Raw genomic sequence first — 21,300 nt, forward strand, 5'->3', positions numbered from 1 at the left:
TTATTGTGTTTGGTTTGCCCCGGCAGGCGCTCGCTGGCAACAGCAAGCCCACGGCGTGCCAGGCACACCGGGTTCACTGGCCGGGGGATGTTGCTAGCGATCGATCAGGTGCAGGACGAACGATTCATAAGGTCGCAACGACAACTGCCGCGTGCGTGGCGGGCAATCGTCGTAGTTGCTGATCAGCAGCCGTTGCTGCGCCGCGTCGCCGATGGCCTGTTCCGGCAACTCGACATCGCAGTGGCTGCCGTAGAAGTTGTTCACCACCAGCAACCGCTCGCCCTCCCCCTCACGCAGGTAGGCCCAGACCCGAGGGTGCTCGGGTAGCAACTGGCGGTATTGGCCGTGCTGAATCAACGGTTCGCTGCGACGCAAGGCAATCAGCCCACGGTAGTGACGCAACACCGAGGCCGGGTCTTCGAGCTGGCCCTCGACGTTGATCTGCGCAGCATTGGCCGGTACGCCGATCCAGGGCTCGGCGCTGGTGAATCCGGCATTGGCCTGGCTGTTCCACTGCATGGGTGTGCGCCCGTTATCCCTCGACTTCTGCATGATCGCCGCCATGCTCGATGCCTCGGACTCACCGGCTTCGCGCTTGAGGCGATAGATATTGAGGGTCTCGACGTCGCGGTACTGGTCGATGCTGTCAAAGCCCGGATTGGTCATGCCCAGCTCTTCCCCCTGGTACACGAACGGCGTGCCCTGGAGAAAGTGCAGCGCGGTGGCGAGCATTTTCGCCGACACCACGCGATGCTCGCCGTCATCGCCAAAACGCGAGACCACCCGTGGCTGGTCGTGGTTGCACCAGAACAACGCGTTCCAGCCGCCGCCGGCCTGCATCCCGGTTTGCCAGTCAGAAAGGATGCGCTTGAGTTCAAGGAAGTCGAAATCGGCACGCACCCACTTCTGCAAATTCGGGTAGTCCACCTTCAAGTGGTGGAAGTTGAAGGTCATCGACAATTCCTGCGAATCCGGACGCGAGTAGCGGATGCAGTGGTCAAGGCTGGTGGAAGACATCTCGCCGACGTTGATCAAGCGATGCCCGGCAAAGACTTCGCGGTGCATCTCTTGCAGATAGCTGTGCACGTTAGGGCCGTCGGTGTAAAAGCGCCGACCGTCACTGCTGTCTTCGGGGAAGTTGGCCGGTTTGGAAATCAGGTTGATCACGTCCAGGCGGAACCCACCGACCCCCTTGTCGCGCCAGAAGCGCATCATCTTGAACACTTCGGCCCGCACCCTGGGGTTATCCCAATTCAGGTCGGCCTGGGTGTGGTCGAAAAGGTGCAGGTAGTACTGCCCGGTTTGCGCCTCGTATTCCCAGGCCGAGCCGCCGAACTTAGACTCCCAGTTGTTCGGCTGGTCGCGCCAGATGTAGAAGTCGCGATAGGGGTTGTCCAGGCTGCTGCGGGCCTGCTGGAACCAGGCATGCTCGATGGAGGTGTGGTTGACCACGATGTCCAGCATCAGCTTGATGCCGCGCTTGTCGGCCTCGCTGATCAGCAACTCGCAATCAGCCATGGTGCCGTAGCTCGGGTCGATGGCGTAGTAATCGCTGATGTCATAGCCGTTATCACGCTGCGGCGAGCGCAGGAACGGGGTCAGCCACAGGCAGTCGACACCCAGCCAATGCAGGTAGTCGAGCTTGTCGACCACCCCCAACAGATCACCGGTGGCCTGGCCTGAGTGGCTGTAAAAACTCTTCGGGTAGATCTGGTAGATCACCGAACGCTGCCAGTCTTGCATGGCGGTTTCCTCAAGAAATCGAATTCAATAAAACCTGTACTGCCGCTTGCGTTCCGTGCCCCGGCACGCGGCGGCCATCAAGCAACGCGATACCCCGGGCGAATGATCTTCAGGCTCAAGGCGCAGGTCAGCGCGAAGGGCACGACCAGGGCGACGACCATGCCGATCACGAACATCGGGATGTACTGCGGGATGATCGAGATGAAACCCGGCAGGCCGCCGACCCCGATCGCCGAGGCCTGGACCTTGTTCAGCGAAAGGAAAATGCTGCCCAGCGCCGAGCCGATCAGCGCGGCATAAAACGGAAACTTGTAGCGCAGGTTGACGCCGAACATCGCCGGTTCAGTGATGCCGAAGTAAGCGGAAATTGCCGAAGTCGACGCCATGCTGCGATCCCGTGCATTGCGGCTCATGGTGAACACCGCGAGCGCCGCGCTGCCCTGGGCCAGGTTGGACATGACGATCATCGGCCAGATAAAGGTGCCGCCCTGGGTGGAGATCAATTGCAGGTCCACCGCCAGGAACATGTGGTGCATGCCGGTAATCACCAGCGGTGCGTAGAGCAGACCGAAAATCGCCCCGCCGACCATTGGCGCCAGGTCGAACAAGGTGACCACGCCTTCGGTGATGAGAATCCCCAGGTGACGGGTCACCGGGCCGATGATCGCCAGCGCCAGCACCCCGGTGACCACGATGGTGGTGATCGGTACCACCAGCAACGTGATGGCATTCGGCACCCGAGCCCGCAGCCATTTCTCGATCACGCTCATGACGTAGGCCGCCAGCAGGATCGGCAGGATCTGCCCCTGGTAGCCCACCTTCTCGATCTGGAACAAACCGAGGATGTCGAAGTACGGCAGGCTCTGGCCGTCCAGCCCGGCCACGGCCTTGCCGTAGTTCCAGGCATTGAGCAGGTCCGGATGCACCAGCATCAGGCCCAGGACGATGCCGAGGATTTCGCTGCCGCCAAAACGCTTGGCCGCCGACCAGCCCACCAGCGCCGGCAGGAACACAAAGGAGGTGTTGGCCATCAGGTTGATCAGGCTCCACACGCCATCGAGCGTCGGGTAAGCCTCCAGCAGGGTCTGGCCCTCGATGAACATGCCCTTGGCGCCGATCAGGTTGTTCACCCCCATCAGCAGGCCCGCGATGATCAGGGCCGGCAGGATCGGCATGAACACATCGGAGAACACCCGCACCAGGCGCTGCATGGGGTTGATCTTGTCGGCGCTCCGTTGCTTCACATCGGCAATGGTGGCCGCGGCCAAACCCGTCAGTTGACGCAAGGCGGCGTAGACCTTTTCCACCTCGCCGGGGCCGATCACCACCTGGAACAGGCCACCGGTGAAAAACGATCCCTTGACCAGGTCGATCTGGTTCAACGTTGCGCTGTCTACCCGGCTCGGGTCCTTGAGGGCCAGGCGCAGGCGAGTGACGCAATGCGCGGCCTGCTCAATATTTTCTGCGCCACCGAGGCTGTGCAGCATCTCGCTGGCGATTTTCGAATAGTTGTGGCTCATGCTTGTTCGTCCGCTCTGGTTTTTTGTTATTGGCAGCACGCCGAAGCGAAAAGTACTCGTCTGTACGAGTTAAAGCAACAACTCGTACAGACGAGTTTGATTTTGTCTATTCTGAAACCGTCCCGCCCTGTTCCGCGCAGCTATCGGGTCGAGGGCCGATACCAGGCGTTCCAGGCGGTTTTCAGCACGCGTGGGCCCTGAGACAAGCCTGCCGCCGCTGGCGCGCCGCAGCCTGCGCCAGAGGCTCCTGGAAGCGCCTGCATGCAAGCAGCTGCACGGCCCGGCGGATGGACAAACCGGGAGCCTGCCCTTAAGGTTCCTGCCTTGAGCACAGCCCGGCATAGAGCCATCCCATGAGCAAATACAACCAGATCTACACCGATCTGCTTGCCAGTATCACCACCGAACGCCTGCAACGCGGCGCCCGCCTGCCTTCCGAAACCGAGTTGATGGACAGCTACCAGGCCAGTCGCGGCACCGTCCGCAAAGCCATCGAACAGCTCCAGGAACGCGGCTTCGCGCAAAAGATCCACGGCAAAGGCACTTTCGTGCTCTCGCCCAACCCGATCGAGTTCCAGCTGGGCGGCATCGTCAGCTTTCAGGAAACCTACCCGCGCCTGGGCAACGATGTCAGCACCGAAGTCGTGGAGTTCAGCCAGTTCCCTCTCGAAGGCGCGCTGGCCGAACACCTGCAAGCCGAGCCAGGCAGCCTGATCACTCGGATCAAACGGGTACGGCGCATCGACGGAAAACGGGTCATTCTCGACATCAACCACTTTGTCGCCGAACTGATTCCCGGGCTCGACCGGCAGATTGCCGAGCACTCGATCTACGCCTATATCGAGCAGACCCTGCAATTGCAGATCAGCTACGCCCAACGCACCATCGAGGCCACTCCCCGCAGCAAGGACGACCAGCAGCACCTCGACCTCGATGGCCAGAGCCATGTGATCGTGGTCAGCAACCAGACCTTCCTGCAGGATGGCCGCCAGTTCGAGTACACCGAATCACGGCATACCCTGGACAAGTTCTACTTCTCGGATGTCGCCCGCCGTTAGCCGATCAAGGCCAGCAACTCGGTCTTCAGCGGCCCGATGCGCTGAGACTCCTTGTGGGTATTCACGTGTTGCGCCACCCGCGCCACTTCGATCATCGGCTGCTTGAGCACGTAGCCGCCCTTGGCTTGCAGCCAGCTCAAGACCTCCGCCAGATGCCAGAACGAAGCACTGCCCTCATGCACCGCCAGCGGAAAGGTGGCGGCATGGGTGAGCATCAACTTGCGCATGTTCTGCCGGGAAACCCCGACCAGGTCGGCGATATCGCTCAAACCGACATAATCCGGGCTCGCCTCCACCAGCCGCGCGCCGGGGATCAGGCGCTTGATATCACCCAGCGCGCTGAACAACGCCGCTTGCGCACTCTCGGCCTCGCGGCAGAACTCCAGGGCCAGGCGCCCTGCAAGCCCGCTGCCGATCAGCACATCATCACAACCTGCAGCCCCCAGGCGCTCGATCAAGGCATCGACCTCGCAATCGTCGGCGGGCAACAGGTAAGTCAGGGTGAACAGGTATTCCATAATCATGACTCCCGGCCATGGGATACGGGCTTGGCGCCACGCATCTGGTTGAGGGTGCAGTTGTCGACCACCCGGCATAACGCCCGGGCGTGACTGCCCGGGTTCTTCGGCGTGCACCAGATGCTGCTGATGCAAAACGCGCCGCAACGACAGAGCTCGCTGTTGTAGGGGCAATAAAGCTTGCCCCAGGCATGGCTGCCCCCCACCTCCACACGCCAGCCCTGCCACTCGGCGTAACGCAACGCCATCTCGATGTCTTTCTTGGGATGAATTGCACGAGCCATCCGTGGCCTCCAGTATCGCCAGCAATGAATGGTTGTCAACTGACAACCACAAAAAGATCAACCCTACCCGCTCGACGGACAATCCGCCGCCAGGCGCAAACAGCAGGGGTGAGGCTCAAAGGGTACACAGCAGCCCAGAGGCAGGCGGGGGTAATGTCTTTCCTGGTATTGCACGAACCCTGGAAAACCGCGTATTTCCAATACCTGGAAACACAAATGGCGATCCACCCCAGGTGAGATCGCCATGTGTACGTCAACTGAACGCGATCAGTCGACGAATCGGCTCAGGCGCTCCGCCCCGTCTTCGGTGACCCGAATCATGGCGCTCAACACCACACCATCGCCTCGGTCCTGAGCGAGCACGCTCCAGCCATCGGCCCTGATCCGGATAGCGCGGCTCCCGGCCTTGGCCAGCACCTGGACGTTCAATACCTGCCCGGCCACCATCGGTGCACTATTCCCGGCCGCGCGATAACCCAGGACCTGAGGCTCCTGGATCCGCTGCCGGCCCATGCCGTAGCCGCAGTACTCAGCCACCGCACTGAAGCCCTGGGTATCCAGCACATCCTGGATGGCGGCGCCGATATCACCCACCGGCGCCCCTGCTCGCACCTGCCTCAGCCCCTGCTCCAGCGCCTGCTTCGCACAGGCCAGCAAGCGCAGTTGCTCAGCGCTGGCGTCAGGCGTGGCAAAGGTCCAGGACTGCGCACCATACCCCTTGCGCGATGAAGCCATGACCTCGACCTTGACCAGCGCACTGGCCGGCAACAGTTTTTCCGAAGGGGGGACGCTGATCAGTTCAGCGTTGACCGACACCGGCACTGCCGCCGGGTAACCCTTGTAGCCCACCAGCGCAGGCAACAGGTCGCGGCTGTCCAGTTGCTGCAGCACATGCTCTTGGATCTCTAGGCGCGATACGCCCTCGCCAATCAGCGGCTTGAGCGACCGCAGAATCTCCGTCACCTCGGCCGCGAGCCGCCGCTCCTCGGCCACAATCTGCTCCTCCGGCAAGGCGCCGATCTGCTCAAAGGCCTGCCGATTATCAGCTGCAAAACGATCAAAGCGTGTCAGGGGTGGCGACACCACTGCGCCCGGCGACTCCGGAGTTGTCCCCGCCAGGCCCAGGGTGCGCAGTACCTTGCTGAACAGACTCATCGCAACATCCCTATCCGCAGGCTGCCTCGGTGGACAGCCCGTATGGTTAAAAAAAAGGCCCCTGATCTTGCGATCAGGAGCCTTCCTTGCGAACTAGCAAACGCTCATCCGCTTCACGACGCTCTCACTTGGGTGAGACGACGGGATCATTCCCACTCTATTATCAACAAACCAATAGAAACCTTATAGAATAAGCCGTGCAGGCAAAATCAAAATCCAAAGACCATGAAAAATGCCATGCCGAGTCAAGACTCGCTAAAGGAGCCGGGTGAGTCTCTCATGGTAAGGGCAGCCGATAATAGCTGCCGTTTCAGAATGGCCAACTCATCCATATCACCATCACGAACCACCTCGGCCAGCAGCTCTGAAGCATAAGACGGATCAGCCCGGAAAAGCTCTGCCATTGCCTCATCGTGACTACGGTCTTTCATCAATCGCCTCTAAACCTTAGATCCCCTAAAGCCTCAAGAATAGCATGCTCCAGCACCGTGCCATTTAGAGCGTACTACCCACCTAAGGTATCCCTTCTGGAACAAGGCCAACGTAACTACGGAGTGATTTCAGGACGTTCACTAGCATTTCAACATCATCAAATTTTGCTCTATTTCTGGCAAACTTCAACAACCCAGATTTTCCTTGAGGAGTCCAAGACGCATGATGCCCCTTACCGAACGTAAGAATACTTCCAGAAATATGATTAGGATTAAGCTTTTGATACTCTTCTGCCAAGGCTAATGACAATAGGTCTTCAATAACGCAGTCAAGTGTTCCGAATTCTTCATTAGAGCGCCGAGTTTGATTTTTCAGGGCATCCCGGGAACCTGCTCGAAGTGGCATAACTCGCCTCAAACGAAAGATATGCTCATATTCGAAAATTGACCGATGTCCTTTCGGCACCGCATTCACGGCAATCTTGCCATAATAGTCATCGTCAGCCATCGCAATAACTCTATATTTTATTTTGGAAGCGGCATCTACATCGTGCATGGCAGTGGTGAACAACGAAGGGAAGCGCTCCATTATCCCTGGAGCTCCCCCATCGTCCTTTTCACCAGCGGCGAATACCGAAAAATCTTCACCTATTAAGTTTAGGCCTGTTTTAACATTGTACAAGCCGGCGGCAATTTTAAAATATTCGACATCTGATGTACCTTCCACCATAGCGTTACCTCTAGCAAGTCGCCATCCAAGTTTAGAAGCCAGCCACAAACATCCTGTTAAAGAACTAGTCATTCAAGCCTCCTAGGCTTCTTGGTCTACTGGCTTCAAGAATGGCCCCATGGCAGAGAACGTGACTTGGCACTTAAACTGTTCACCCACACCCATTCTTGACTTGCTGAACTCCTGAGCATTAAACAAAACTTCAACATTACTTAGCTCTCGAACCTTAGCTACGAGTCGAGCACTTGAGTTACTATCTGCCACGCGTGCGGAACATATGGCTCTCTTACTTTTATCTGGCCGAAGTAGCCATCGCAGTCGGAGTGGAACATAAACCGGGTTCTGCGCCTCTTTTACCTTTGGACGTAACCGCCTGAATTCCTTATCAGCAGTTTTATGCTGACCCTGCATGTACAAAAGCACAGCTCTCTCGACGTAGTGCTGCAACGACAAGCTTTGTTCTCCACCAGCTGCAATCTCGTCCAAGAGGTTTAGCTGCGATAAAAAGTCTTGAGGATTAACTATTACCTCTAGCTCGTACTGAAGCTTCACTATTAATAAATCCCGCACCGGCGAAGTCTTTAGAATAGTTAATGCTTCTTCAGCTATTCCCACGTCTAAATCATCTAAGACAAAAGCCCCTTCGCGTTTTGTCTGGGGAATTTTCGTCCAAGCTTTGGCTAAATAGCCATATGGGCTATTTAAATTACACATTCTTTCGATTACTGCTTGAGCTGACTCTCCACGTAGGGCTTGAATCGCTTCGTTTGCTAGTGAACTCAAGCTGGACCGTCTAATAATAGCCGACTCAAGCCGTGAGGCTTGAAATACAAATGTAAGCGCCTTTGCGGCTGCTTCTACTCGCGCCAACTCATCAGCTGTTCGACTTCTCTGTCTTAGAAGATTTTTAGCAGCGGTTTCTAGCACATAGCGATTGTTTTGGTTTTGTTTAAGTGCACTATTCGTGACCTCATCTGCCTTGAAGAGATAGCCATCAACAACCTCTTCACTTAATCCTCCAATCGATGCCTGCTCAGCGAGATCCTGATAGACCAATGCTAATGTATTCAGCAGAGCCAAGTCACCTTCGTCGCCATAAGTCTGATCGATATACTCTAAAGCAAACTCAAGATCGACTACAGATTTCTTTAACAAATCAATCTTCTCTTGAGTTTCCACATCAAACAAATCATCTTGAGTCACGCGGCGTCGAGAGATAGCAACATGGTGTCGAAACGTACGGCTGCTTACTTTTATGGTATCGGGCACATTTTCAAGAATTTCTAACACTTTTTGCCAATAAGGGAAGTACTCGGGATTTCCCTGTTTTTCGTCAAGTTTCAATACCCGTGTTGCAAGCTGTGTTGCAAAATCAACTGCAAACCGCTCGCCAAAGCTAGGCCGACTAGTGACTCTCTCGATCAAATTCAGTCTTAGGTCTACCGAATCTACAGACCCGGCGAGCCCAAGGCTCGCCAGTGCCGGACGATCATAACTAACTCCATTGATTAAGTATCGAGCCAGGACATCGTGTCCAATCGACCACACCCTACCAAATGGACTATCTTGCGACTGTACTAACCCAATGCCCGGGGAGTGCTTGCGATTTTCCTCCATGACTAATGACCAAGGTAAAGAAGGGGTTGTGAGCTCCCCAAATAGCCTTTCCGCCAGGGGTTTTCGCTCTATGGCAAATGCTGCCACCTCAAGAATAGCTATTTTAGCGTCTACGCTTGTCGGCAGACTATTGAATTGTTTCAGCACCCAACCTTGGATTGACTCACCCAAGGCCAAGTAGCCAGTAAGCCAGAATTCCAATGCGATCCAGAAGCTGGCGAATCCGGTATCCATATCTGGCTTGTGTTCATTCCAAAATCGTAACCACTCTTCGGATGATTTAGCGCGACTAAAGTTTCGGAGATACGAATTTAAATGCCGCCCTAATTGCTCCACCTGCTCTTTTTCAACATAATGAGTTAGATGGGCTAGTTCATTTGGCTCGATTATCTCTGGTAGTGCTAGCTCATCATTGCTGGAAACAACTTTAAGGAGCGCAATCTTCCGTCCACTACGTGTTAGATCGGCGTATACACGCTCCATTTCATCGAATCCGCGACCGGCATGCTGGACATCTAAAACTACTACCCAGACAGGTTCACCTTCAAAGTCGCTGCTATGCGCATCAGCACTTCCGTCTAGCAGACCGACGGCTCGATACAAGAAATTTGTCAGTTCTAACGCCGATGGCAACTCCGCTTGCTGCTTGACTAATAGGGTTGGAAATCCTTGTTTCGCGGCGGCAAACGCTAAGCGCCGGGCACAAGTTGTCCCACCCGCGCCCGGCTCAGACACAATTGAATATAGCTTTAAAGAACTATCAAACTCATTTAGCTGATAATTCAAAGACCTGATGAATTTCTGTTCTGCCGTACGATCAAACACCCAAGGTAGATGAGCTGCATATGGCCGCCAGCTAGTTTCATTTTTTGTGAAGAAGCCTTTGAATTCAGCCTCGCTTAGATCTTGTGGAGATACTGTAAACGTATCCTTAACCGTTATAAGGTCACAGTGCATAGATATTGGATATTCAACTTGCTCTGCTTTTTTAAGGTCAACTTCTTGAACGCGGCCAGATGGCAAGCGTATGGATACAATTATCTTGTCATTATCTATTAAATGTGAAATGCGCTCTGCCAATATTTTGGAAAAGTCAGAAGCGCTCTGATCGATCCAAGCTAGCGAGTTTAGTGCTGTAGCTTGTTCGAGGACGGTTGAAACCTCTATAGCTACAGAGTCATTTTTACTTACAACGGCTAAAAGCGCGCGAAACTCTGTTTGCCACAAATCAGCTATGTCTTTGATAGCAACCACTGGATTGGATCCTAGCACTACCATGCGTCTAGGTTCTAAGTCAGTCAGCCGTGCCAGCATGTTCAGACGGCGTCGAATAGCTGGATTACCCGAAAGGTTTGCACTCTCTTTCCCGACCCCACCCTCGATACCATTCAAAAAGAAAATTGGTCGAGAGCGCTGTGGTAAAATAACTCCCGTTGGGTCTCCTGCTATAAGATGAGTGAATGTTGATGCAACTGCTACGTCAGCATGCGACGTTATTAACTCTCCCAAGCGACGAGAAGTACTTTCGATAAAAACTGCCTTCCATGTGCTCTCGATCAAGGTGAGAATCGCGGTTAAGTCGTCAGCCTCACAGTCAATGTCCGCGTCAGTCAACCATAGCACTGCGTCTCTCGATACGACGTCGCTCAGCACCTCTTCCTCGACCTGGTGCATTTTAATTATGTGCATGAAAACTCCTTGTAAACATAGATTTAGGCCGGCGCGATTCGCGACTCATTCACTTTAGCCACTATAACGGCTTTCAGACGTTAGCTCTCACGCTCTCGAGCAAAAAAGACGGCGCTCATTTTTTCACGAATACCCGCTTGCAACTCACGAAACTCGATCATCATCCGCTCCATGTCGACTGCGCTTGCTCCCTGGCCATTTTTCTACGCGAGACGTAGCTTCAACAAGCCCGCAACCCGCCTCAAGTCGCCATTGATCTTGCCCATATCAGCCACCGCCCTCAGATCGACGAGCGAGCGAATTGGATGGTGGAGGGCTCCCACCCGGAGTAAGCCGATAGGGAAAGCCCAGCATTGCGGGGGGACGTTCTATCTTAGCTTCTTCAACGGCATTGACGCGAAATCGAAGTATGCGATCGCGATTCAATCCGTTTTGGTGTCGCTTTGACATGGCTCTCCTATGTTGGATCGCGGCAGCGATTGTGGGCCTCGCAGAGCAAGATCCATTGAGCTGAAGGCGAATAAGGCAAGGTGGTGGAGGCCCTGGCTGCGGAGCAGCGTAGGCCTACAACACACATCTTGCCGTCTGATCTTCTGCAATTCTAGGCAACTTGCCCACCTTAGGTTCGCCTTACTGCCATATCCGGCTATTTCTGACCTATAATTTCCCAAAGTTTCTCTGAGTTGCGTTAAATTTCGCTGAAAAGATAAAAAAACTCCTTTAATTTTCTAAAATTTCCTTGAGTTGCGTATAGCAGGTACTGACCACTAGCGCGATCACATAAACAGGAGACGCCAAATGACAGACGGGCCGAAAAAGGTGTATCGCGGCGCAGGGCGAGTTGCCTTCCTGGCCAGGCTTGATGACTTTCGTAAGCTGATAGATGCAGGGCACCCGCTACGTGCGATCTATGACGATTACGCCGAACAGCTTGGCATTGGCTACCCGCAGTTCACCAAATATGTCGGCAGGTATGTACGAAAGGAAAAAGACGATTGGCACCAAAGGAAAGGCTCTGGGAAATCCACATCGCAAAGCCTCTCGCCAGCCCCGACAGGAGCCGTAGGAGGCCAGCCGGGGCACAGCGTCATACCTCATCCTAAACCCGGCTCAAAACGTGCGGGATTCGACCACAACCCAAATAGCGGAAACATCCGGGACGACCTAATCTGACGCTCCACGAAACAGCGAGGTTGTTTAGCCCCTTTAATTTGGGCGAGAAAATGAGGTAGAACTTTTCAGTCTGTCTAATTTTCCTCATTAAAAAAACGGAGAACCCATGGCTCGAAAAACTCTCGCTGAACGCCGGTCTGACGCCCTTTCAGAGCTGGAAACAGCTAAAGCAAGATTGGCGAAATTGGATAATGAGGCGGCAGAAAGAATTGGGAGAATTGCAATCAAATCAGGATTGGTTAATCTTGAAATTACAGACGATCAGATTCGGGAAGAATTCGACAATATTGTAGAAAGGATCAGAAAGGAGGATTGATCATGAAAACCGCTCACCGCATCAGCGCATTGGCCACCCAACTCAACGAACTGCAAGCCTACCTCGGTCAAGCCAGCGGGCGACCTAGTAAACCCGTTAGAGAAGCCCAACGCATTGCGGCAGAGTTGGCTTCCTCGCTCGAAAACTGGCACCTAGAAACACTACACATCCCTGAAACGGAGCGTGGTCACTATCGGACTCAGAACCCCTATTACTCAGCCCACTAATGCGCTACGCCATTTCATCAAAAGCCCACCTCGGTGGGCTTTTTTTTGGCCGTAAAAACACATCACGCTGGAAAGACAGACAGGTCCATGCATGAAGAAAACGTCAGAAAAATCAGGTTTATGCGTGTCAATCTCACCCAGGTGATGCCCGCAAATCATTGATTTATATACGGATAGATACTTATCCGCATGTTCCAAACCACACCATATCAGTCAATAATCAAACCTCGAACCATGACAAAACGAGGTGTTCGGCATGAATACGGAATTGCTGAAATCGCCGATTTCATCAGCTCGAAAATCGAGAATACGTAATGCCCTTGTTTTAGCAATGAAAAGCACAAGCCTTGGTATGGGTCTCTACTTGGCATCACCCGCTGCGTATGCCATCTACTGCTCAAACTGCTCGACGTTCTATCAACAGATGTTCGAGTACGTTGAGGCGGTCAACACGGCGCTGAATACTGCCGAGCAGCTACAGACGCAGATTCAGCAGTATCAGAACATGGTCACCCAGGGCACGGGCTTGCCAAGCACCATGTTTGGCAGCATCGCGGCGGACCTTAAAAACGTGGCCAACATTTACACCCGCTCACAGTCCCTAGGCCGCCAGATCCAGAATATGGACTCGCAGTTCAACACCGCTTTTCCTGGCTTTCAGTCCTACCTAAATCAAGCTGCAAACTCGGCGGAAGTACCAGCGCGTGAGCGCTATCAGAAGTGGTCAGAGCAAAACCGCGACAGCGTAAAAGCGGCCCTTGAAGCTGCCAATCTCAATACCAGCACTTTCGAGTCTGAGGATACCCAGCTCGATCACATGGTGGCTCGCTCACAGTCGGCCGTGGGCCGGATGCAAGCAATTCAGGCAGGCAGCGAGATAGCCTCTCAGAACGTACAGCAGTTGCAAAAACTGCGCGATCTACTGGCTACGCAAATAAACATGCAAGGTAACTATATGGCTCAGCAGGGCGACCGAAAGGCTGCTAGCGAAGCCGCCGAGCAAAAGTTCGAGGCTCGTAGAAACAACTGGGGGCCCTCCGAGGATTTCTAACTATGTTCATATCTAAAAATCTGATCGCTGGGTTATGCATCGTCTCTGCTCTTAGTGGTGCTGTTCTGTCCGAATTCATTGTTTCTATCCGCACCGATTGCGTGGCTACTGAGCGTTCGATGCGATCAGACACGGATAAAAAATTTGAAGCCCGGAAAAACAACTGGGGCCCGTCTGAGGATTTCTAACTATGCAACAACGCTCAACATTTCTAGTACTCGTCAGTGCAACACTCTTGCTTTCGGCCGGTAGCGTGATGGCAGCAGGAGATGTAACTCAAAGCAATGAAATGAACGGGCTTTTGCGGATGCTTTATCAAGCCGCAAGTGAATGGTCACCACGGCTACAAGGGTATGCACTCAAATTGCTGGCGTCTCTCGCTCTCATCCAATTGGTGTGGACGTTCATGCCTTTAGTGATGAAACAAGCTGACTTAGGCGAAGTTGTCGGCGAGCTGATCCGCTTCTTCATGGTCATTGGTTTTTTTTACGCAGTCATTGAGCATTCCGTGCCATGGGCAACAGCCGTAGTGGACAGTTTTCGAGAAGCTGCGGGCACAGCTAGCGGTTTGGGTCGTGCGCTTCAGCCCGGTGATATGTTCGCGGTGGCCGTCAACTTTTCACGAACCATCGTGGAAGGAATTTCACTTTTTTCTCCGGGTAAAGCAGTCCTTATCGCGCTCGTTGGCTGTCTAGTTTTACTGTGCTTTGCCTTTATCGCGGCATTCATGTTTGTGACGCTTGTAGAGTCGTACGTCATCATCAATGCCTCCGTGCTGTTCTTCGGTTTCGGCGGTTCGCAATGGACTCGCGATTTTGCAATTGCACCACTCCGCTTCGTTGTTGCAGTAGGTGCCAAGCTGTTCGTCTTAACATTGATCGTAGGAATTATTGTCACGTCGGCTAAGTCCTGGTTAGCGGCTTATACCAATGACGAAGCATCTCTGATGACGTTGGCAGGTTTGGCTCTGGTATGCGCCTACCTGACCAAGACTATTCCCGAACTGATTGGCGGGATGATCAGCGGCACGTCAATGGGCGGAGGCTCGACCATTGGCGGAATGGCAGCGGCTGGCGCAGCCGGTGCTGCTGCCGCAGTCGCCACCATCGCCACGGCCGGCGCCGCTGCGCCCGCCGCCGCTGGTGCGCTTGGCGCTGCCGGTGGTGGTGCAAGTGCCGTAGGGGCGGCTGGTAGCGGAGGATTGGCTGGATCTATCAACTCCAGCTTTGCCGGTGCGGCAAACTCCGGCATCGGTGCAGCAGCTTCAATGGGCAACGCCGCATCCTCTGGAGTGGGTGCCAGCACTGGCGGCGGCGCAGCCATCAAGGGCTCAACCTCAACAGGATCGAGCTTAGGTGGCAGTACAGCTAAAGCGACGCCCAGCCCTGCCCAGCAACCTAACAGCGGCGTACACCAGGCCACCAAACAGGCTGGAAAGGCAGTGCAAGACAACGACGACAAAGACAAACAACAAGAGACACCAAAAATGGGTACTGAAGGCTCGGAAAATGCCCTTTCTCAAGCGGCGAATGGAGGTGCGAAGGTGCTCGGGGTGATGGCTTCAATTGCTGTACCGGGCATGGAGAATGCGCATGGCCTGTCCCTTGATGGTGGATCAACCCCACCTTCAAATAGCGAGGTCAATTCAGCCCTGATAAACAGCGGCGGAGAGTTAGCCGCTAATTCCGAGCAGGGGGATTCCAACGTGATCCGTCCAACCTCAGACGCAAGTTCCACTAATGGTCGCCTAGCCTCGCTGAGTGTGCTGGGTACGGCCTCCAACAACGAAAAAACGGAGAAAAAATCATGACGGGCTTTCTGATATTCGCTGGTTTTGTAGTATTCGCCTTTACGTTCGCCGTCGGCATGTGGGCACTCGGCCGGTGGCTGCGAAGCAAGGGTTACGGGCCGCAGCTAGATACGCTGGATCGGCAATACACGGCGTTGCAGCTTCGCGTTAGCCCGCTCGCAATGTCCGCTTCATATCGCATGTTTGTCGGGGCACAGGCTCTGAATCGTATGCCTTTGCTGGGTAGCAAGACTAACGCTACCCTGAACCAGCAGGTTTTGATGGCCATCCGAACCGCGCAGGAAGCGCAAAACCGAGAGCCCCCTAACAGTCATTGACCACTGGCCTATTTCTCAGACGCCCCCCACCCGCGGGTGACAGTTTTGTTTTCTCGCTGCACTCGGGGTCTGGGGATTAAAGACACAGAAAATGCACTTAAGCCCTGCGCCTCCCCGTGATCCCGTACCCTGCCTTTGGTTTGTTCAGAATGTTGGCTGTACATTTTCACTATGTACAGCCGCATCTCGGATAGGCAGTTCAAATGCATCGTGCGCGCTTTATACCTTCATGTCGTAAACCAGGGACTCGGCATGGTAGGCGATAGCACTAGCGTCAACGAGCTACTCGCTCGACTCAATCCGACGTAGAGAAGGCAGCGATTTTTCTCTGCAGCTGAAAAGTGATGCCTATCACACGGAATCAGCAACACATTTGCGCATTCCAGACCTTTTGCCTTGTGAATGGTACTGATAGCACGGGGCGGTATGGACGGTTGCATTTGAGCTCGACGGCTACTTAGCTGGGTGTAGCCTTGCTCTGGGTCATCGAAACTTCCTAATTGTAGTGCCTCATAAAACTCACGTTGAAGATCTATCTTCACGCCGCTGAAGGCCTCTTCATCCTTGATAAACCCATGTAACAAGGTAAGGGCTATTCCGACCCCCTTATGGTCAGGCGCCTCCAGAATACAACGTGCGAGTCGTTGGATTAACGCAGGCTTTCCACGGCATTTAGCCTCGCATCCTGTTTGGACTTCCTGCTTCAACCGATTTCCAAAGCCAGACGGCGTGAAGCCGATACCGACCTCACCAACAAAATCACAAAAGGTTTCGGCCAACGCATGAACGTCTCCGACCTGCTGACGGCAACGAATCGCGAGCAGTGATAATGCCGATCTGGTGAAGCCTTCCCAAATAGGAATGGTGCGCCCCCACATAGCATTTAGGCCGCGAATTGTCGTGTTGTGAGCGGAAAGGATAAGAAGACCGCCATCCCTTCGCAATACGCTTCTGATCTGCCGACCCTCGTCTGTGGAGACTTGGTATTGCCCATGCCGCTGGGCTTGGTTATCTGCGTAGATTATTGAAAGACCTTGCGGAAGCCTCCCTCGCAAATCGATAGCGTTTCCCTGTCGTAACGTCTCACGCGCTCCTAGAATCCACTCGCCCAACGTGCGAGACCCTTGATCCCATCGATGTGGATAGTCTAGAAGCTCTACCGCGTTGCTTGCTTCCTGCAGATGTGCCCACCGGGCCGCCGTTTCCGCGTCAGAACCGTAAATAGCTTGCATCGGGTCCGCAAACACTAGCAGCCGCGATCCGGCGCTACCGATAGCCATGATGACGCCATGCTGTCCCTCGCTGGCGTCTTGGTGCTCATCGCAGATAACAATGGGATAGCGACTTGCCAGGGCGCCGCATATCGCAGAAGAGCGACCTAATAACGTAGAGACCTTGTGAGCAAGCTGATCAAAGCCAGAAGCGCCCTGAGCGAACGCCCAAGCAGAAACATCGAATGGTAGAGCGAGTACGCTGTGATAAGCCGCCGCGATTTGGACAATAAGCGAATCAATGGTGCCAATTTGCACCCGGGGGCCTGCTCCTTTGGTTCTAGTCGTAAACACGCTGCAAGCGGCATGGGTATGAGTCAGAATCAAGATTCGCTGTCCCTGCCGGACTGCACTCGCAGCCTCTCTTGCATATTCAGCTGCCTGGAAAGTTTTTCCGCAGCCAGCTGGAGCCTCTATTATGACTAAGCGGGCATCTGAACGCAGAGCGGCTGCAACGGAAGCATCACTCATTGCTCCACCTCTGGCAGAGGCTCAAGTCCAACGCTAGCTCGAATGGCGTTTAGGAATGGAACCATACGTACCTGCAAAAGTGGCCAGCCCCCCAACTCGTGGACCTTTTCAGCCAATTCACGACCGCCTACTACTGACTTGAACCATACGGATGAGTGTCCTTTGTAGGGGTTCTTTACGGTTTTTTCAGCATCCACCAAGTCTTCGGGTATTTGGCCGGTAGCAGCAGCTACGATCAAGGCCATTAATTCCTCATCGGAGCGGTCTGAGATCAAATTGAAGTCGACAGACTCGATTCCAAGCCTATCGGCTAGCGTCCTAAGACGCATGGTAGTTTTTTCTGCGGTCGGGTCTTCGATGAATCGAAATATACGAGCATGAGGAATCAGAGGAATGATGTTTTCTTCCAAGCAACCTCGTTCCCACTGGAAAAGAAGATGACCAATACGATCTCTCAGTACTCGCCAGCGCCCATCGAATCGCCCTTCAAAGTCGGCGAAGCCCGCGAATTTCAAACCGCCCGTAGACAGGGCTTCCAACAGGTTTAAAACATTGTCGTTTCCAGTCGCGTCGCTGATGTAGATACCATGATCGCTCCAGTCAGGTACGTATCTGTCCAGTAGCGCAGCCAGAAAACCTACCTCTGTTGCACCCTCCGCAACGATAGTCAGTCTGGAGAGGAACGCTTCTGGATCCACCGATTGGTGTCGCGCAATTTTACTTTTTGGCAAATTGCCAATGCTGCCGACCGAATCGATGTACCAAAGGGATGCGGGCTCGGAGGCGCTTACAACAGTTGCACTGTGGGTCGTGACGAACGCCTGCCCAGCGCCTTCGATAAGCGTTTTCATCAGTTGTCGCTGCCTGTAGGGCTCCAGCCCACGTTCCAACTCGTCTACTACCGTGATCGGATGGCCGTCCTGTAAGGAGTCCGCAATAGCCAGTGCAGCTAATCGTCGAGTTCCCGACCCCCAGCTGATTAGCGGGAGAGCAATCCCGTTTTTATCAGAGGTCAAGCCGACCAACGCGTTTACCGATACCCCTGCATTACCAACAAATGCCAATCCCAACTCGGTTGGAAGCGCTCTACGCCCGAACAGTAAATCAAGCGCATCCAACTTTTCTCTTGCCGGCTGATCTAGATGCTGCTCAATTTGATCTGACGCAATCTCCCTGCCCAAGCGTGCACGCAGCCCCCGGTCAGCCAATAGCCTGTCCAAACCGGCGCCGTACACTAAACGTAAATCCCGATCGCTGCGATCATCTCCGGAGAGCCGAACGACTCCGATAGATCGGCGCAAAGCCACTGACAATGAAACGCAGTTCCCATCGGGCTGTACTATTTCGTATGCCAACTCCAGCTCGGCAGTACCTCTCACTCTTATTTTGTAAACGGCCGGTCTAGGTGCTTGCTCCATATCCTCGGTGACTTCAGGAAGGACGGCATTACGTCCGTCCCATTCCCATGGCCAAGCCATCGCGCCCTGCTGATTGATAGCGCTTTCGCCGGGCAACGATATAACCGCTTCGATCAGAAATTCGGTCCCAACGTCCCGACTCCAGTAGTCAGCATCTGCCAAGGTATAGCTATTAGTAGGGCTGAGTAGTAGTGCAATAGCCTCCAGTAACGTCGACTTTCCTACGTTACCTCCCCCTAGAATCACGTTGACACCGGCACTTGGGTGCCAACTTAGCGAGCGAATGCCTCTGAATTTTTCAATTCTCAGATGGTGAAAATTTGCAGACATGGGTTCCATCCTCTAATCCCGCTTGGGCCGAGCAGTAGTGAAGACCTGTAGGCGATATCAGTCAATGCACGGTGTTCACCAAGTCATCAGATGTCGTGAGGGGCTATGGGAAGGTGGGGGATTAGCAGCGAGTTCTATCCCTTCAGGTGCGGGAAACATTTCGCTTTACTGCCCTTCCTTTTTGGTGTCAAACGGCCGGAGGCCGACCTAAGAGCAGCAAGCGAAGGGCTGCGCCTGAAGGCGCGGCACTTCGTGCGCAGATTAGAAGTTTCCTAGAAATTCTTAGAGCGGAATTTCGCGAAAAGGCTGGAGGGCATAAGGAGCAAGGCTTTGCGCCCATGTTTTCCAAATGATCTGTTTCCACCTACGCCGGGGGCACTTTCCACTTAGGCCGGGGGATGTTGCCACTTACGCCGGGGCATCACCTAAGCGGCAATGCTCACTGCCTATTGCCATCTGAACGCCGTTCGATGAGTGGCACACGCTTCGGGCGACTGACTAGCACCAAACCACTGCTCATCTGGTCCACAGACCAGCCATAGCCACCATGCAGGCTCCGGGTTTGGTCAGCAATTTCTTGCAAAGCCGCCCGCAGTTGGCCACGCTTTTTGCTGCGGTCTGATGCGGCGAAGCCAGCCCAAGCCGCACCGCCCCAAACATGCGGTGCGATAGTATCGAGATGCGCACCGTTTCCATTACCCAACGCTCGACCTAAACGGATATTCGAACAGAGCCAGGCGTGAAGAATTTTGGCCACTTCGGTCTCAAGCCCGTTCCGTTCAAACAGCGAGAATTGGACATACTGCGCATGAAAAACTGCGCCCGTAAGACGCGGGTTAGCGGCAACGTATATCTCGCCTGTCTTATGGTTAAAGCTGACCGAAATCAGGTTACAACGCCGATCCCACCCGGTCTGGCGGTTGACCTCTCGAATCTGTGTGTTGGCCAGACGATTCAAGCTCTCTTTTGCAGCTTTTAGCGCCCGTCCACTCTCAAGGTCTTGATATCCGGCGTCAACAAGGAGGCTTCGAAGGCTAGTACGCTTGCTCGCTAAAGGTGCGCCGTCATCTTGGTTAAACTCCAACGCTAGGCGTAGCTGCTTATTAATTGGCCCGGCTGAGGTACTTTCGATCACAGTTTTTGCAATGCCTAGCTGGGCAGTCAGAGCGTACAGAATGGATTGGTCATCGGCCCCAAGCTGTTCAAAACCTTGGAACCCAATCTCTAGTTCACGGAATCGTCGTGGCTCGACGAGCAGACGCCCACGTTTTTTACCCTTGGTAGGCACGAACAACCCATCAAATACATGAGCAGGATCTAGCAGGGCATAGGCAGGTTTAATATGTCGCTGCGACAAGTCGCGCCCTCTTTGCTTTATGCTGCCTTTCCAGAACAGCAGGCTTCAGCACTCCCCCCTCATGCCGCCGGAACCAACGCTCCTGAAAGGGCGTGCCGTAGTTGGCTTTGCTGACTCCATAGCGAACAAAATACCCCCGCTGATTACCATCGACCCCCCATTCCTCACAATCGCTCTGGGTCATGCCGGACAGATACGATTGCCACCGAATGTTGTCGACCAGCACGGACGACCCTCGACTAGCTTGCTGCTGGTCACCTGCACCAGTCATGGCTGCACCCTTATTAGCGTGGTGCAGAAACACGATAGAACAACCGGTCTCGGCCGCTATAGCTTCCATGCGACCAATCACTTGAGCCATTGGACCGCTAGAGTTCTCCTCCTCGACGTGGAACCTCCGCAAAGTGTCCAGAACCATGAGACGACGGCCTTCGGCATACCGCCTAAGCCACTCGAACCAGTCAGACTCCATGATGTTGGGTTGGCTGCCTAGGAGTGGCTGAATAGACAAGCCAGCGGCAACTGCTTCGCGCTGCTCGTCACTGAGGTGCGCACCGAGGGCGTGCAGCCTGTGATGGATCGCTGCGGGCGGATCTTCAGCCGGCAGGTAAATTACCGGGCCAAAGGGTAGATCTCCCACCTCCAAGAGGTCGGGGCCACCAGCGATCTGTGCGGCCAGTTGCATAATAAGCATGGATTTACCGGCCCCTCCGGGTGAAACCAGCGCACCAACGGTACCGGCAACCATGCTAGGCAAAACATAATCCAGCGGCGGCGGCTCATTCTCGAACGCTGCCCGTACATCAATCACCAC

Annotated in this window: 19 protein-coding genes; 7 read left to right on the top strand and 12 right to left on the bottom strand. The window is 54.3% G+C overall.

Features of this window, described 5'->3' with window-relative positions:
• Positions 1 to 93 precede the first annotated feature (93 nt).
• Both treC and treP read right to left on the bottom strand, forming a co-directional pair.
• Positions 94 to 1,743, bottom strand: coding sequence for an alpha,alpha-phosphotrehalase (gene treC / locus MF4836_RS21770; protein ID WP_078471994.1), 1,650 nt, complete (start codon positions 1,741 to 1,743; stop codon positions 94 to 96).
• Between the two features lie 77 nt (positions 1,744 to 1,820).
• Positions 1,821 to 3,263, bottom strand: coding sequence for a PTS system trehalose-specific EIIBC component (gene treP / locus MF4836_RS21775; protein ID WP_078471995.1), 1,443 nt, complete (start codon positions 3,261 to 3,263; stop codon positions 1,821 to 1,823).
• A gap of 353 nt (positions 3,264 to 3,616) precedes the next feature.
• Here treP and treR point away from each other — a divergent pair, with 353 nt between their 5' ends.
• Entirely contained in the window at positions 3,617 to 4,321 is a 705-nt protein-coding gene (treR, locus tag MF4836_RS21780; protein WP_020298497.1) for a trehalose operon repressor, read from the top strand.
• Here the strand turns inward: treR and MF4836_RS21785 are convergent.
• From MF4836_RS21785 to MF4836_RS35105, 6 genes are all read right to left on the bottom strand, one after another.
• A complete protein-coding gene (locus tag MF4836_RS21785; protein WP_020298496.1) occupies positions 4,318 to 4,839 on the bottom strand; it encodes a helix-turn-helix transcriptional regulator in 522 nt (173 codons plus the stop codon). The genes treR and MF4836_RS21785 overlap by 4 nt on opposite strands.
• Positions 4,840 to 4,841: 2 nt before the next feature.
• Complete coding sequence (locus MF4836_RS21790) at positions 4,842 to 5,123, bottom strand: hypothetical protein (protein ID WP_078471996.1); 282 nt, start codon at positions 5,121 to 5,123, stop codon at positions 4,842 to 4,844.
• A 267-nt stretch (positions 5,124 to 5,390) separates the two neighbouring features.
• Positions 5,391 to 6,278 (bottom strand): M24 family metallopeptidase, encoded by an 888-nt coding sequence (locus tag MF4836_RS21795; protein ID WP_078471997.1) that lies wholly within the window; start codon positions 6,276 to 6,278, stop codon positions 5,391 to 5,393.
• 245 nt (positions 6,279 to 6,523) lie between these two features.
• Entirely contained in the window at positions 6,524 to 6,709 is a 186-nt protein-coding gene (locus MF4836_RS21800) for a hypothetical protein (RefSeq protein WP_078471998.1), read from the bottom strand.
• An 82-nt stretch (positions 6,710 to 6,791) separates the two neighbouring features.
• Entirely contained in the window at positions 6,792 to 7,511 is a 720-nt protein-coding gene (locus tag MF4836_RS35100; RefSeq protein ID WP_153050253.1) for a hypothetical protein, read from the bottom strand.
• Between the two features lie 9 nt (positions 7,512 to 7,520).
• The gene (locus MF4836_RS35105; protein WP_153050254.1) at positions 7,521 to 10,745 is read right to left on the bottom strand and encodes a hypothetical protein; all 3,225 of its coding nucleotides are present in this window, start codon (positions 10,743 to 10,745) and stop codon (positions 7,521 to 7,523) included.
• Between the two features lie 798 nt (positions 10,746 to 11,543).
• Here MF4836_RS35105 and MF4836_RS21815 point away from each other — a divergent pair.
• From MF4836_RS21815 to MF4836_RS21845, 6 genes are all read left to right on the top strand, one after another.
• Positions 11,544 to 11,918: a TraK family protein gene (locus MF4836_RS21815; RefSeq protein ID WP_078472000.1), complete on the top strand. Its 375-nt coding sequence runs from the start codon at positions 11,544 to 11,546 to the stop codon at positions 11,916 to 11,918.
• A gap of 106 nt (positions 11,919 to 12,024) precedes the next feature.
• On the top strand, positions 12,025 to 12,234 hold the full coding sequence (locus MF4836_RS21820) for a TraC family protein (RefSeq protein WP_078472001.1): 210 nt from the start codon (positions 12,025 to 12,027) through the stop codon (positions 12,232 to 12,234).
• 2 nt (positions 12,235 to 12,236) lie between these two features.
• Complete coding sequence (locus MF4836_RS21825) at positions 12,237 to 12,461, top strand: hypothetical protein (RefSeq protein WP_078472002.1); 225 nt, start codon at positions 12,237 to 12,239, stop codon at positions 12,459 to 12,461.
• Positions 12,462 to 12,717: 256 nt separating this feature from the next.
• Positions 12,718 to 13,512 carry a P-type conjugative transfer protein TrbJ gene (gene trbJ / locus MF4836_RS21830; RefSeq protein WP_078472003.1) on the top strand — a complete coding sequence of 265 codons (795 nt, stop codon included), beginning with the start codon at positions 12,718 to 12,720 and terminating at the stop codon, positions 13,510 to 13,512.
• Between the two features lie 190 nt (positions 13,513 to 13,702).
• On the top strand, positions 13,703 to 15,322 hold the full coding sequence (trbL, locus tag MF4836_RS21840; protein WP_078472005.1) for a P-type conjugative transfer protein TrbL: 1,620 nt from the start codon (positions 13,703 to 13,705) through the stop codon (positions 15,320 to 15,322).
• Positions 15,319 to 15,639 (top strand): hypothetical protein, encoded by a 321-nt coding sequence (locus MF4836_RS21845; protein ID WP_078472006.1) that lies wholly within the window; start codon positions 15,319 to 15,321, stop codon positions 15,637 to 15,639. Before trbL ends, MF4836_RS21845 begins: the two co-directional genes overlap by 4 nt.
• A 227-nt stretch (positions 15,640 to 15,866) precedes the next feature.
• On the opposite strand, the gene MF4836_RS21850 is transcribed toward MF4836_RS21845, so the two are convergent.
• The 4 genes from MF4836_RS21850 to MF4836_RS21865 all read right to left on the bottom strand — a co-directional run bounded on the left by MF4836_RS21850 (position 15,867) and on the right by MF4836_RS21865 (position 21,300).
• Positions 15,867 to 17,381, bottom strand: coding sequence for a UvrD-helicase domain-containing protein (locus tag MF4836_RS21850; protein ID WP_078472007.1), 1,515 nt, complete (start codon positions 17,379 to 17,381; stop codon positions 15,867 to 15,869).
• Complete coding sequence (locus MF4836_RS21855) at positions 17,378 to 19,129, bottom strand: ATP-dependent nuclease (protein ID WP_078472008.1); 1,752 nt, start codon at positions 19,127 to 19,129, stop codon at positions 17,378 to 17,380. The genes MF4836_RS21850 and MF4836_RS21855 overlap by 4 nt, the downstream gene beginning before the upstream one ends.
• A 439-nt stretch (positions 19,130 to 19,568) precedes the next feature.
• Positions 19,569 to 20,486, bottom strand: a complete 918-nt coding sequence (repC, locus tag MF4836_RS21860; RefSeq protein WP_078472009.1) for a replication protein C, IncQ-type — start codon at positions 20,484 to 20,486, stop codon at positions 19,569 to 19,571.
• Positions 20,467 to 21,300, bottom strand: a complete 834-nt coding sequence (locus MF4836_RS21865) for a helicase RepA family protein (RefSeq protein ID WP_078472010.1) — start codon at positions 21,298 to 21,300, stop codon at positions 20,467 to 20,469. Before MF4836_RS21865 ends, repC begins: the two co-directional genes overlap by 20 nt.

The sequence above is a fragment of the Pseudomonas sp. MF4836 genome (assembly GCF_002018875.1).
GTDB lineage: Bacteria > Pseudomonadota > Gammaproteobacteria > Pseudomonadales > Pseudomonadaceae > Aquipseudomonas.